The sequence below is a fragment of the Oscillatoria salina IIICB1 genome (assembly GCF_020144665.1).
Taxonomy (GTDB): Bacteria; Cyanobacteriota; Cyanobacteriia; order Cyanobacteriales; family SIO1D9; genus IIICB1.
In genome coordinates, this window is the sequence record NZ_JAAHBQ010000117.1 from 26,351 (window position 1) to 39,085 (window position 12,735).

13 protein-coding genes are annotated in these 12,735 nt (G+C 39.6%); 8 read left to right on the forward strand and 5 right to left on the reverse strand.

The window, feature by feature from the left end; genetic code table 11:
- The first annotated feature begins 88 nt into the window (after positions 1-88).
- The 5 genes from urtA (at position 89) to urtE (ending at position 5,666) form a co-directional block, all read left to right on the forward strand.
- Complete coding sequence (gene urtA, locus G3T18_RS23090; RefSeq protein ID WP_224412949.1) at positions 89-1,411, forward strand: urea ABC transporter substrate-binding protein; 1,323 nt, start codon at positions 89-91, stop codon at positions 1,409-1,411.
- 59 nt (positions 1,412-1,470) lie between these two features.
- Positions 1,471-2,637 carry an ABC transporter permease subunit gene (locus G3T18_RS23095; protein ID WP_318014025.1) on the forward strand — a complete coding sequence of 389 codons (1,167 nt, stop codon included), beginning with the start codon at positions 1,471-1,473 and terminating at the stop codon, positions 2,635-2,637.
- Positions 2,638-2,648: 11 nt separating this feature from the next.
- Positions 2,649-3,782, forward strand: coding sequence for an urea ABC transporter permease subunit UrtC (gene urtC / locus G3T18_RS23100; RefSeq protein ID WP_224412950.1), 1,134 nt, complete (start codon positions 2,649-2,651; stop codon positions 3,780-3,782).
- 326 nt (positions 3,783-4,108) lie between these two features.
- Entirely contained in the window at positions 4,109-4,867 is a 759-nt protein-coding gene (gene urtD / locus G3T18_RS23105) for an urea ABC transporter ATP-binding protein UrtD (RefSeq protein ID WP_224412951.1), read from the forward strand.
- A gap of 103 nt (positions 4,868-4,970) precedes the next feature.
- Positions 4,971-5,666 carry an urea ABC transporter ATP-binding subunit UrtE gene (gene urtE, locus G3T18_RS23110; RefSeq protein ID WP_224413065.1) on the forward strand — a complete coding sequence of 232 codons (696 nt, stop codon included), beginning with the start codon at positions 4,971-4,973 and terminating at the stop codon, positions 5,664-5,666.
- 9 nt (positions 5,667-5,675) lie between these two features.
- Here urtE and G3T18_RS23115 read toward each other — a convergent pair whose 3' ends face one another.
- The 5 genes from G3T18_RS23115 to fmdA form a co-directional block, all read right to left on the reverse strand.
- The gene (locus G3T18_RS23115) at positions 5,676-6,002 is read right to left on the reverse strand and encodes a type II toxin-antitoxin system PemK/MazF family toxin (RefSeq protein WP_318014026.1); all 327 of its coding nucleotides are present in this window, start codon (positions 6,000-6,002) and stop codon (positions 5,676-5,678) included.
- On the reverse strand, positions 5,996-6,220 hold the full coding sequence (locus G3T18_RS23120) for a hypothetical protein (RefSeq protein ID WP_224412953.1): 225 nt from the start codon (positions 6,218-6,220) through the stop codon (positions 5,996-5,998). The genes G3T18_RS23115 and G3T18_RS23120 overlap by 7 nt, the downstream gene beginning before the upstream one ends.
- 66 nt (positions 6,221-6,286) lie before the next feature.
- Positions 6,287-7,894, reverse strand: a complete 1,608-nt coding sequence (locus G3T18_RS23125) for a cation:proton antiporter (protein WP_224412954.1) — start codon at positions 7,892-7,894, stop codon at positions 6,287-6,289.
- A 50-nt stretch (positions 7,895-7,944) separates the two neighbouring features.
- Positions 7,945-8,208, reverse strand: a complete 264-nt coding sequence (locus tag G3T18_RS23130) for an FmdB family zinc ribbon protein (RefSeq protein WP_224412955.1) — start codon at positions 8,206-8,208, stop codon at positions 7,945-7,947.
- A gap of 90 nt (positions 8,209-8,298) precedes the next feature.
- Positions 8,299-9,486: a formamidase gene (gene fmdA, locus G3T18_RS23135; RefSeq protein WP_224412956.1), complete on the reverse strand. Its 1,188-nt coding sequence runs from the start codon at positions 9,484-9,486 to the stop codon at positions 8,299-8,301.
- A gap of 204 nt (positions 9,487-9,690) precedes the next feature.
- Here fmdA and G3T18_RS23140 point away from each other — a divergent pair, with 204 nt between their 5' ends.
- The 3 genes from G3T18_RS23140 to G3T18_RS23150 are packed head-to-tail and all read left to right on the forward strand — an operon-like array spanning position 9,691 to position 12,735.
- Positions 9,691-10,614, forward strand: coding sequence for an SPL family radical SAM protein (locus tag G3T18_RS23140; RefSeq protein WP_224412957.1), 924 nt, complete (start codon positions 9,691-9,693; stop codon positions 10,612-10,614).
- The gene (locus G3T18_RS23145) at positions 10,607-11,884 is read left to right on the forward strand and encodes a photosystem II assembly protein (protein ID WP_224412958.1); all 1,278 of its coding nucleotides are present in this window, start codon (positions 10,607-10,609) and stop codon (positions 11,882-11,884) included. The genes G3T18_RS23140 and G3T18_RS23145 overlap by 8 nt, the downstream gene beginning before the upstream one ends.
- Positions 11,881-12,735, forward strand: coding sequence for an urease accessory protein UreD (locus tag G3T18_RS23150; protein ID WP_224412959.1), 855 nt, complete (start codon positions 11,881-11,883; stop codon positions 12,733-12,735). Before G3T18_RS23145 ends, G3T18_RS23150 begins: the two co-directional genes overlap by 4 nt.

Here is a 12,735-nt window from a genome sequence, read left to right on the forward strand (position 1 = left end):
AGACTATCGATATAACATCTCTCTTTGACTGTCTGAATCTCACGTAGGGCAGATTCAGCTATGTAAGGGAGGTATATAAAAAATTACTATGCCAGGACAATTAGGCAGACGGAAATTTTTAATTTACGGTTCCGCAGCCTTTGGAACTAGCCTGTTACTGAAAGCTTGTTCGGATAGCGAAACCACAGAACCGACCGCAGCAGGTCAAGATGAAGAAGGCCCCACAGCAGCTAGTAGCGGAGACACGATCAAAGTAGGTATTTTGCACTCCCTAAGTGGGACAATGGCAATCAGCGAAACCACCGTAGTCGATGCCGAAAAATTAGCGATCGAGCAAATTAACGAAGCTGGCGGTGTACTCGGTAAGCAAATCGAGATGGTTGTCGAAGATGGCGCTTCAGATTGGCCCACATTTGCAGAAAAAGCAACCAAACTGATCGACCAAGATAACGTCGTTACTGTTTTCGGTTGTTGGACTTCAGCGAGTAGAAAAGCAGTTCTACCTGTATTTGAATCCAAAGATCACTTGCTTTGGTATCCCGTCCAATACGAAGGTCAAGAATGTTCTAAAAATATTTTCTACACTGGCGCAGCACCAAACCAACAAATTGAGCCTGCGGTTACGTGGTTGATGGAAAATAAAGGCACCCAGTTCTTTTTAGTCGGTTCGGACTACGTTTTCCCTCGCACAGCTAACACAATTATTAAAGAACAAGTCAAGGCTGAAGGTGGCGAAATTGTCGGCGAAGATTACTTGCCACTTGGTAATACCGAAGTTACGGCAATTATCACCAAAATTAAAACAGCTTTACCTGATGGCGGTGTAATCTTTAATACCCTCAACGGCGACAGCAACGTTGCTTTCTTTAAACAAATGCAAGGTGCGGGACTCGGACCTGACAAATATCCTGTAATGTCAGTTAGTATCGCCGAAGAAGAAGTTAAGCAAATTGGTGTCGAATACCTGAAAGATCACTATGCAGCTTGGAATTATTTCCAAACGATTGATACTCCCAAAAACGAAGAATTTGTCCAGAATTTTAAAGCTAAGTACGGCGAAGATCGGGTAACTAACGACCCGATGGAATCTGCTTACAACATGATTTATTTGTGGAAGCAGGCGGTAGAAAAAGCGGGAACGGCTGATGACTTAAATAAGGTACGTCAAGCAGCTATTGGTCAAAGTTTTGATGCTCCCCAAGGTACAGTAACAATGCAACCGAACCATCATATTTCTCAAACTGTCAGAATTGGTCAAGTTCGTGATGATGGTTTATTTGATATTGTTTGGGCTACTGATGGTCCGATAGATCCAATTCCTTGGAATCAATACGTGCCAGAAACAAAAGGCTATGCCTGTGACTGGACTGACCCGAATAAGGGTGGTAAATACAAGGTTGAAGAAAGTTAAAAATCAGGGTGGGCAATGCTCACCCTCAAATCTTACTCATAGTTTTTTACAAGTTAATCGTGTCACTATTACTCGAATCTATTGTTAATGGTCTTAGTATCGGTTCAGTGCTGCTAATTGCCGCTTTGGGACTGGCTATTGTTTTTGGTTTGATGGGTGTAATTAATCTCGCTCACGGTGAGTTAATGATGCTAGGAGCATACGCAACTTTTGTTGTCCAAAATGCGTTCAAAGGTTTCGGCGAACCCTGGTTTAGTCTTTATATTTTCTTTGCTATTCCTGTTGCTTTTTTAGTCGCGGCTTTAGTAGGTTTAGCTTTAGAAAAAGGTGTAATTCGCTTTCTCTACGGACGACCTTTGGAAACTTTGTTAGCGACTTGGGGCGTAAGTTTGATTTTGCGGCAATTTGTTCGTAGTGTTAATTGGGTGATGATTATTGGGATTGGTGTATTTTGTCTGTTATTTTTTGGTTCTCTCTGGGCTTTACGCCGTTACTCAGATTGGCAAAGAATTAAAAAATGGGCAAGTGTAATTATGTTGATTTACTCGCTGGGAATTGGTATTTTAAGCGGGTTTTTAATTGGCAAAACTGATAATGAAGTTTTAACAAGACCTTGGTTTAGTGCGAGAAATGTTGACGTTACTGCCCCGGAATGGCTGCGCGGTGGATTGCCGATCGCGGGTTTTCAATTAGCTTATACTCGCTTGTTAATTATAATTTTGACAATTCTTTGTTTATTGGGAGTTTATTGGTTTTTAAATCGTTCTAATTGGGGTTTGCGAATTCGCGCGGTAACTCAAAATCGCAGCATGAGTGCTTGTTTGGGAATTCCCACAGAAAAGGTAGATGCGCTAACATTTGCACTCGGTTCTGGGTTAGCAGGAATTGCTGGTTGTGCGATTAGTTTTTTGGGTTCTGTTGGACCGAATACCGGACAAAATTACATTGTCGATACGTTTATGGTAGTGGTTGTCGGTGGTGTAGGGAATTTGCTGGGGACAATTTTAGCAGCTTTAGCGATCGGGACAATTAGTTATTTAATTGGTTCGGGAACGATCGCGTTATTACTCGCACCAGTAGCATCTCTTCAGCCGTTGGTTGGGTTTTTTGAATTTTTTGCTACAGCAAGTATGGCAAAGGTTATGGTATTTGCTTTAATTATCGCCTTTTTACAGTTCCGACCTGCGGGAATTTTCCCTCAGAAAGGACGCATGGCGGATGCTTAGGTTGAAAATTTATGAAGTATAAAAAGAAACAAAATCTACTGGTAGAAGCGGCAATAGTTGCAGCGATCGCGCTTTTGCTAGCTTTATTAATGCCAGCATTGCTGCCAGCTTTTCGCCTCAAATTGTTGGGTAGATTTTTAGCTTTAGCAATTGTTGCTCTCGGAATTGATTTAATTTGGGGTTATACGGGCTTATTAAGTTTAGGACATGGAATCTTTTTTGCCCTAGGTGGTTATGCTTTGGCAATGCACATTAATTTGCAACCTGAAGGACAACTGCCGGAATTTTTTACGCTTTATGGTGTTAATGAATTGCCTGGGTTTTGGCAACCTTTTTACTCGTTTCCCTTTACTTTAATTGCCCTGATTGTTATTCCGGGAATTGTCGCCGGATTGCTAGGTTATTTGGTATTTCGTAATCGCATTAAAGGGGTTTATTTTTCGATTTTAACCCAAGCGGCTTTATTAGTTTTCTTTAATTTCTTTAACGGACAACAGAAGTTAATTAATGGCACAAATGGTCTGAAAACTGATACCGAAACTATTTTTGGCGTGCTTGCAGGTTCCGATGGGGCGCAAATAGCTTTTTATGAAGTGACGATTTTGTCATTAATTGCAGTTTATGCCCTTTGTCGTTGGTTGACAAGCGGACGTTTTGGGCGTTTATTAGTGGCAATTCGTGATGATGAAACCAGGGTGCGTTTTTCCGGTTACGATCCCACGGGATTCAAAGTATTAGTATTTGCAATTTCGGGCGCGATCGCCGGAATTTCGGGGGCGCTTTATACGGTGCAAACGGGCATTATTACGCCGAATGCAATGGAAGTGGCTTTTTCAATCGAAATGGTGATTTGGGTGGCTGTAGGAGGCAGAGCAACGTTAGTAGGAGCAATTTTAGGAGCGGTATTAGTTAATTTTGCCCGGACTTTGTTAAGCGAACAATTTCCCGAAGTTTGGTTATTTTTCCAAGGTGCGCTATTTTTAATTGTCGTGACAGTGCTTCCAGAGGGAATCGTTGGCTGGTTGCGTGAAATAGGTTGGGGGAAAATGCGATCGTTACTGGGAATGGAGAAAAGACTTATTACTTATCCTAGTATTGAGGAAAACCCGGAAGTACAGCGAGAAAGAGAAGAAATTGGTTCCTAATAAATTAGTTTGTAGTTAGGGCTAAAGCCCGAAAAAGTAGCGCTAAAGCGCTCACTACGAACTCAAAGTTTGTAGTTAGGGCTAAAGCCCGGAAAAGAGGCGCTAAAGCGCTCACTACGAACTCAAAGTTTGTAGTTAGGGCTAAAGCCCGAAAAAGTAGCGCTAAAGCGCTCACTACGAACTCAAAGTTTGTAGTTAGGGCTAAAGCCCGAAAAAGTAGCGCTAAAGCGCTCACTACGAACTCAAAGTTTGTAGTCAGGGCTAAAGCCCGGAAAAGAGGCGCTAAAGCGCTCACTACGAACTAAGTATTACTAAGATTAAAAAAAATGGGCGAACAAATTCTCAAAACCGAAAATGTAACTGTCAGTTTTGACGGTTTCAAAGCGATAAATAACCTTAACTTCAGTATGGATACTGGCGAATTACGAGTAGTTATCGGTCCAAATGGTGCAGGAAAAACTACCTTTTTAGACATCATTACAGGAAAAGTACAGCCAACCGAAGGACAAGTATTATTTAAAGGGCAAAATTTACGCCGTTTATCAGAACACAAAATTGCTCGTTTGGGAATTGGGCGTAAATTTCAAACACCGCGAGTTTATCTTAATCTGACAGTAAGAGAAAATTTGGATTTGATTTCTAATCGCCAAAAAAATGTTTTCCAAACTTTATTTGGTAGCGCTGCTGCTGCGGAAAAGCGTAGTGTAGCAGGTTTATTAGAAACAATTGGTTTAGAAACAAAAGCGGAGATTAAAGCACAATATTTGTCTCATGGTGAAAAGCAACGTTTAGAAATTGGAATGTTAGTCGCGCAATCGCCGGATTTATTATTAGTAGATGAACCTGTGGCTGGTTTGACTGACGAAGAAACTGAAAATGTCGGTAATTTGCTGTTAGCTTTGGCGGAAAGTCATTCAATTATTGTAATCGAACATGATATGGAATTTGTGCGGCAAATTGCGCGAAAAGTTACGGTTTTGCATCAGGGTTCGGTTTTGTGCGAAGGAAATATGGATGAGGTACAAAACGATCCTCGTGTGATTGAAGTTTATTTGGGAGAGTCACCAGAAGATGGTCATAACTAATTAGTACGAGAAACAGAGTATTTTTAACTAAATTTTGCAGTTTTCAAAGGAATAAATTATGACTTCAGTAAGTGAATTAACCTCACCAGCAGCAACGGATTTAATGTTACAAATTAGTGGCTTAAATGTTTATTATGGCGAGAGTCACATTTTGCGAGATGTTGATTTAAGCGTTCCAAAAGGAAAAATGGTTTGCTTAATTGGACGCAATGGTGTGGGGAAAACTACTTTGTTGAAAAGTATTATTGGGTTGCTCAAACCGCGAATTGGAATTATTGATTTTGCAGGTATTCCTATTAATAGTTTATCGCCCGATCGCCGTGCGAGATTGGGTATTGGTTATGTACCCCAAGGACGAGATATTATTCCGCGTGTGACGGTGAAGGAGAATTTATTGCTGGGTTTAGAAGCGAGACGCGATCGCGTGAAATCAGAAATTCCTGATGAGATTTTTGAGTTGTTTCCGGTATTGAAAACGATGTTATCTCGCATGGGAGGCGATTTGAGTGGGGGACAACAACAACAATTGGCGATCGCGCGGGCTTTGATGGGAAAACCGCAATTACTTCTGCTTGATGAACCTACCGAGGGGATTCAACCTTCAATTATTCTCGAAATTGAAGCGGCTGTGAAGCGAATTATTGCGGCTACCGGAATTTCGGTTTTATTAGTCGAACAACACCTACATTTTGTCCGCCAAGCTGATAAATATTACGCAATGCAAAAAGGTGGAATTGTTGCTTCTGGCGATACTAGCGAATTATCTCAAGAAGTAATTCAAAGATTTTTGGCTGTTTAGAATATTTCTCTATTCCAAGCTTAAGTATTGACGTAAAATATTTTGAACTTGCTGTAATAATTCGGATTCAAGTTCACCTAAATATTTCACTAAACGCACTTTATCAAAAGTCATCGGTTCCACGCATACTAATAAACTATCAACGGACAAATTATTTTGCGTTGATGAGGGTACTTTGACTACCGCAGGTGACAGGCGGCGATCGCTAACTTTTACAGACGTAAAAGGCAATACTGTTACCTTCGTGCGTTGAGTATTAAATACAGTACCAGAAATAACTAAAGCTGGACGAGTTTTGCGAATTTCACTAGCTATAGATGGGTCAAAATTTACCACCCAGATGCTTCCCAATCGGTAATTGCCGCTTTCTCCCATTCACTTTCCCATCCTAATTCAAGTTCATCAACTAGCGCACAAGCTTCTGCAAGTTTGGCATCTTCTTGCTGCTTTTGCCATTGTTTCAGGAGTTTTTCAATTAGCGCACTTGGATTTTCGACTTTTTTATCGAGATACTCTAGCAATTCATCTGATAAGTAAATAGATATTTCTGCCATAGTATATTGAAAGTTTCTTTGACTATAATTATAGCAAAAATATAATCTTTTCTACCTAAAAACAATTTAATTCACTGAACAAACTTTATTTTCAACTAAAATTACGGGAATTGAACTTGTTTCTAAAACTGCTTGGGAAACCGAACCAACTAACACCTTTTCCCACGGTTGATGTCCGCGTTTGCCCATAATTATATCGGTGACTTGATATTCTTCGGCGGTGCTGACAATTGTTTCGGCAACGGAACCATTGACGGTAATAAATTGATGGTGAATGTCGGCAAGTAAGCGCTTGGTTTGTTTTTTTAGTTGCTCAATTTCTAAGTCGTTACTGCTACTAATTACGTGTAAAATTATTGCTTCACCATTACTTTTTCGAGCTAAATCTGCTGCTTTTTTTAATACTTTTTCAGCTAAAGGAGAAGTATCGACGGCAGTTAGTAATAATGTTCGGGCTGTGACAGTAACTTTGGTGGGATCGACTTCACCTTTGGCTAATAATTTGGGTGCAAAAGTGGGAATTGCCCAAGCACCTAACGGGGCTGTGGTTAAAATAGAAAGGGCGGCGATCGCTAAAATTATCTCTCCTCCTGCGATTCCTAAACTTAAGGGAATTGCCCCAATTGCCGCTTGTACTGTGGCTTTGGCGGAATTTCCTGGTAGTAAAAATAGTCGTTCTCGCCAATTCCAATTACTTCCTAATGTGGAGAGATACCAGCCAATACTTCTACCACAAATTAAGCCAATTGTCAACAGCAATAAGCCTGGTAATAGCACATTTTCTAAGACTTTTAGTTGTACACTTGCGCCGAGTAAAACAAACAAAACAATTTCCGCAATTACCCAGAGAGTGTTGAAGCCCAAGCGTAATCTGCGGGCTAAAGGCGCATCTAATTCTATGAGAAAAAATCCTAGCGCCATTGTTGCTAAATAGCCAGAAAAGTAAGGTAAAATTTCGGCAAAAATAACGAGAAACAAGGCTAAACAAGCAGCAATTAAAACTTCTTGGACTACATTTTGCGCCCAAGTTTTTTGCTGCAAAAGCCAGTCAAGTAAACGGGCGGCTAAATAACCAATTATGATCCCAAAAATTATTTGAATTGCTACTTGAATTGGTAATAATTGTAAGGCGTTGCTGTCAAAATTTGACTGAGATAAAAAATTGAGTAATAAACTAAAAAGTAGCAGAATTAAGACATCAGATAAAGCACTTCCGGTGAGAATAACATCAGGAATTCCTTTAGTTACACCCCAACCTAAACTTTTCAGACGCAACATTCCGGGGACGATAACCGCAGGAGATTCTGCACCCACGACGCAACCAAGGAGCAAACCTGTGAGAAAATCAAAATTGAAGAGGAAGATAGCCGCGATCGCCACAACCACAGCTTCAGTCATTGCCGGAAGCAAACCTAAGCGAATCGCCACACTTCCCTGCTGAACTAGCTTTTCGCGATCCAAGCCCAAACCAGCCCGCATCAAGATTACCATTACCGCAAAGGTACGCAAATCATCAGCTAATTCATAAACTTGGGAAGCGAGTAAATCTCCAACTTCTCGTCCTAAGAGAATACCAGCTAAAATCATCCCAATCAAGGGTGGCGCACCGAAACGGCGCACCAACTGACCGCTAAAATAGCCTAGTAGTAAAATTAAGATTGCGCTTGTTAGCATCCTAGAAATTTGTTGGGGAAAATACTATTTTACTAGAATGCGCTGGTGATTCAATGACTAATCATCCAAGGTCGTCCGCAAGCTTGACTTTTATAGCTAGTTTTTTTAGCTTTAACCTCACGTTTAATTAGTTCTGGTTCCTTGATTTCCCTACGTTTTACACCACCAGAATTTAAATTTATATTTGGTGGCGAAAAAATCCGCTTGGCAGCAGCTTCGCAGGTGGGACAATAAGTAGGATTGTCATATTCAGCTAGCGATCGCCAAACTTCAAAATTCCCGCAACTTTCGCAACGAAATTCGTATAAAGGCATAATTTTTTACTCCAATTTTTGTTGATAACCACAGATAAACACAGATAAACGCAGATAAGATATCCGTGTTCATCCGTGTTTATCTGTGGTTTAAGTTGGTAAAATACTTTTCTCGAAAATTTCCGTCGGAATAGCTAAAGTACAACAAGCATTGGGTATGTCAACTATACCGCTAATTCGACCTTCCACTGGCGCAGAACTAATTAATAGATAAGCTTGTTCGCCAGTAAATCCAAACTTCTTCAAATATTCAATCGCATTTAAACAAGCCCGACGATAAGCAACATGAGCATCTAAATAATATTGCTCGCCGCTAAATTCGTCAACAGAAATTCCTTCAAAGACCAAATATTCTGAGTAGCGAGGTTCAACAGGACCCGGTTTAAAAATTGGGTTAATTAAACCATATTTTTCGACACCACCTTTAATTATATCGACGTGCAAATCGATATAACCAGACATTTCGATCGCACCGCAGAAAGAAATTTCGCCGTCTCCTTGGGAAAAATGAATATCTCCCATTGATAGTTTTGCCCCATCAACATAGACCGGAAAATAAATCCGCGAACCTTTGGAAAGGTTCTTAATATCGCAGTTTCCGCCATGTTCGCGAGGTGGAACTGTCCTCGCCGCTTCCGCCGCAACTCGCTTAAATTCTGCCCCTTTTAAAGAACCTAAAATCGCATTTTCTGGATTAGGCAAAGCGGCTAAAGGAGGAATTTCTGGTTTCCAGGCTGGACCTCCTTTTTTAACTAATTCTGCTTCCCGTTTGTTCCACATAGATAATAATTCTGCTGAAGGCGCACAACCGATTAAACCAGGGTGAGTAATCCCCGCAAAACGCACTCCTGGGATATGGCGAGAACTGGTATAAATGCCTTGTAAATCCCAAATTGCTTTCGCTGCTTTCGGGAAATGATCTGTTAGAAAACCACCGCCATTGTCTCGCGCAAAAATTCCCGTGAAACCCCATTCATCTCCTTGTAAAGCGCCAATATCTAAGAGATCTACTACTAAGATATCTCCTGGCTCCGCACCATTAACATGAATAGGTCCACTGAGAACATGAACTACTGTTAAATCTACGTCGCGAATATCGTCAGGACTATCGTTATTTTTAATTTGTCCGTCCGTCCAATCTTTGCACTCAATCCTAAATATATCTCCCGGATTGACAGAAGCAATGGCTGGTATATCGGGATGCCAACGATTATGACCGACTACTTCCTGTTCTGTCATCGGTTTAGTCAGGTCAACTTTGAAAAGAACTTCTGGCATCTTTTGCACTCCTCACTAACTAATTTGGCGTTATTTCAGCCTGTAGATAGGCGCATTTTGCCTTATTTGTTGGCGAGCAAATTGTAACTTTGACTACAAAAACCCCGATCGCTATTTTTTAAAATAATGATAATCATTATCTAAAAATAAGTAAATAATTTCGCTTCAGTTTAAAATATTACTAATAGTAGTTTTGAGGTTTTAATGATGGGAAAACTTCTCTATGAAGGTTATTCTTCAGGTAAGTATGATTTTGCAGTTCGGGAAAAGTTTGCTCAGGCAAATATTTATGCTAAGAATTCTCAATCGATTTTGAGTAAAGCAACGGGTTTTATTAATGTTTATGACTTTACTTTAAATCCTTATCGCGGTTGTCAATATGGATGTAGTTATTGTTATGCTGCGGCTTTTAGTCCTAATTCTAAAATGCGCGATGATTGGGGGAAATGGGTGATTGTTAAAGCTAATGCTGCTGAGTTATTGGAAAAAGAATTAGTCAAATGGTATCAGTCAAATTCTCGTTCTCCTAGCATTTATATGAGTAGTGTGACTGACCCTTATCAACCTATCGAAGCTCAAGAAAAATTAACCAGACAGTTGCTAGAAATTATGATAATATACAAGCCAAAATTAGTTATTCAAACTCGCAGTCCGATGATTACTAGAGATATCGATTTGTTACAAAGAATTAAACATTTGCGAATTAATATGAGTATTCTCACGGGAAGCGAACGAGTGAGGAAAGATTTTGAACCGATGTCGCCAAGTATTAAAGCCAGATTACACGCGGTAAAAAAGATTAAGCAGCAAATCGATCCTTGGAAAGGTTATGTACCTAAAATTTCGGTTACTGTGACGCCTTTGCTTCCTACTTTTCCAGAGGAACAAGCTGATTTTATTAATAGTTTAGCTGTTGCCGATCGCGTAGTCATCCAGGAATTTCACGCCCAGAATCAAGGGCGATCGCTAATTGCTTCGACTCGTCAAGAAGCCTTGACATTAACAAAAAAGTATGCTTGGTGGTATGATAACGAACAACAAAGTTATCACCAGTTTAAGCAACAGTTACACGAGTTGTTGACTGGGGTTGAGATTAAGGAAGGTAAAGAAGGTTTCACCTATGAGTAATATTTTAGTGAACTGGTGGCGATCGCGGCAATTTCAAGCAGCACTCAAACGCGGAAATGAACGACAAGCACAACAAATTTTACAAATAATTGAAACTTCTGGTGCAAAACTTTCTCTGTTACAAAAACTCTATAAAAAACAGCTTAAAACTGAGCAAAGTTTAGCTTTTTATCAGCGAGAATTAGCCGCAGTAGGTAATCGTTTACAAGCAACTCTCCAAGAAGACAACTATTTAATTCCCGATCAAAATTTTATCCAGTTTATTCGTAATAGTTTCAAATTTATCGAACATGACAAAGCTATTTTACAATGTACTGGTATCGAAGCAAAGGTTTTTGATGATTTTGAAGATAACTTAGCTCAATTTTTACTAGCAGATTTTCAGAAAAGAAAACCAGATGCTTTAAAAAACAAATTGAATAAAGCTATTCAAGATTTAGAACAACTGAAGCGAGGTGGAGATCCTAAATACGATCTCAGTTTGAGTCCTCATGTGTATTTAATGAAATATTTTTTAGAAAATGTTTACTGTAGTTATCTAGCATGGTTTCTCATTTATGAAACAGGTTTATTACCCAAAAATATGAGAATTCTCGATATAGCTGCGGGTCCGGGTACAGTCGCTTATGGACTCGCTTTGTTATTACAAAGTATGAGTAGTTTTGAAAATTTACCACAAACCCATATTTCTTATTATTCTTTAGAACAACAACCCCAGCTACAATTCAGAGGACTTCAATTTTGGCGACACTATATTGAACCTCAGCAAAAAGCTACCAATGCTTACTTTCGTTTTGATACAGCAGACATTTTCGATTATGCTAGTAACCAAAATAAAATTCCTAATAACTTTTTTGATTTTATTGTGATTTCTCACTGTTTTTTTTACGACCATGAAAGACGAATAAAAGCTAACAAAATTTATCAAAGCGTTTTTCAAGAAAAACTGGCACAAGAAGGATATGTTTTATTAATTGTTCAAGGAAGAAAGTTATTTAACAGCTATAATATTCCCCAAACTGAAGATATTTACCGAGAACAAGACTTGATTCAAATGTTTCTGACTGAGTTGGGGTTACAGTTAGAGTGGTATAAATATCTTACTTCAACAGATCGCCGGATACCTATATGTGGAACTAATTTTTATAACTTTGCTAGACAAAACTTACCAGATTTAAAGTATATGAATCCTTTAAAGCGAAAATATTTAAACTTAGGATTTGATGCTAATTATGTTATTGACGATTATGTTATTTTGGCAAAAAGATGAATCAAAACAATGAGATAAATTCTCGGAAAAACTGGCACGGAAGTTTAAACTTAGTTTATAGCAAACGCGAAGATACTACTTTAGTAACTTATTCTCAACAACAAGCACCTTTGAAAGTGCAACGCCCGTTTTATCCGGAAGGAAAACAAATTTGTCACAGCATAATTTTACACACTGCTGGTGGAATTGTCGGCGGAGATAGGCTCAGCCAAAACATCCATTTAGAAGGTAATTCTCAGAGTTTAATTACTACGGCGGCGGCTAGTAAAATTTATCGTAGTAACGGACAACAAGCGAGACAAAGTATTAAAATAAATTTAGAAGCTGGTGCTGTTTTAGAATGGTTGCCTCAAGAAACAATTGTTTTTAATCGAGCAAATTATCGCCAAGATTTACGGGTAGAATTAGCAGCAGAAGCTTGTTGGTTAGGATGGGAAATTGTGCGTTTTGGACGTACTGCGAGAGGTGAGAAATTTGTCCAGGGAGAATGGCGAAGTCATACCGAAGTTTGGCAAAATGGACAGCCTTTGTGGATTGACAGACAGTGGCTACCGGGAAGCGAAGCAACGTTTCATCATCCTCACGGTTTAGCCGGGAAACCCATCGTCGGGACGTTAATTTGGCTAGGAAAACCCGTAACTGAAGAAATTGTTACGAAAGCAAGAAATCTTTGGAACCCAGAGACGGCAAGCGATGCAGGAGTTACGACTACCCAAGGAGAAGGATTATTATGTCGCTACCGTGGATCGGCGATCGCAGAAGTGAGACACTGGTTTAGGGAGGTTTGGCATTTGCTACGTCTCTATAAGTTAGAACGTCCTCCTATCAAACCACGTATTTGGCAACTGTAA

Coding starts and splice junctions, on each gene's coding strand:
- urtA (WP_224412949.1), top strand. CDS start 89: ATGCCAGGACAATTAGGCAGACGGAAATTTTTAATTTACGGTTCCGCA.
- urtC (WP_224412950.1), top strand. CDS start 2,649: ATGAAGTATAAAAAGAAACAAAATCTACTGGTAGAAGCGGCAATAGTT.
- urtD (WP_224412951.1), top strand. CDS start 4,109: ATGGGCGAACAAATTCTCAAAACCGAAAATGTAACTGTCAGTTTTGAC.
- urtE (WP_224413065.1), top strand. CDS start 4,971: ATGTTACAAATTAGTGGCTTAAATGTTTATTATGGCGAGAGTCACATT.
- G3T18_RS23120 (WP_224412953.1), bottom strand. CDS start 6,220: ATGGCAGAAATATCTATTTACTTATCAGATGAATTGCTAGAGTATCTC.
- G3T18_RS23125 (WP_224412954.1), bottom strand. CDS start 7,894: ATGCTAACAAGCGCAATCTTAATTTTACTACTAGGCTATTTTAGCGGT.
- G3T18_RS23130 (WP_224412955.1), bottom strand. CDS start 8,208: ATGCCTTTATACGAATTTCGTTGCGAAAGTTGCGGGAATTTTGAAGTT.
- fmdA (WP_224412956.1), bottom strand. CDS start 9,486: ATGCCAGAAGTTCTTTTCAAAGTTGACCTGACTAAACCGATGACAGAA.
- G3T18_RS23140 (WP_224412957.1), top strand. CDS start 9,691: ATGATGGGAAAACTTCTCTATGAAGGTTATTCTTCAGGTAAGTATGAT.
- G3T18_RS23145 (WP_224412958.1), top strand. CDS start 10,607: ATGAGTAATATTTTAGTGAACTGGTGGCGATCGCGGCAATTTCAAGCA.
- G3T18_RS23150 (WP_224412959.1), top strand. CDS start 11,881: ATGAATCAAAACAATGAGATAAATTCTCGGAAAAACTGGCACGGAAGT.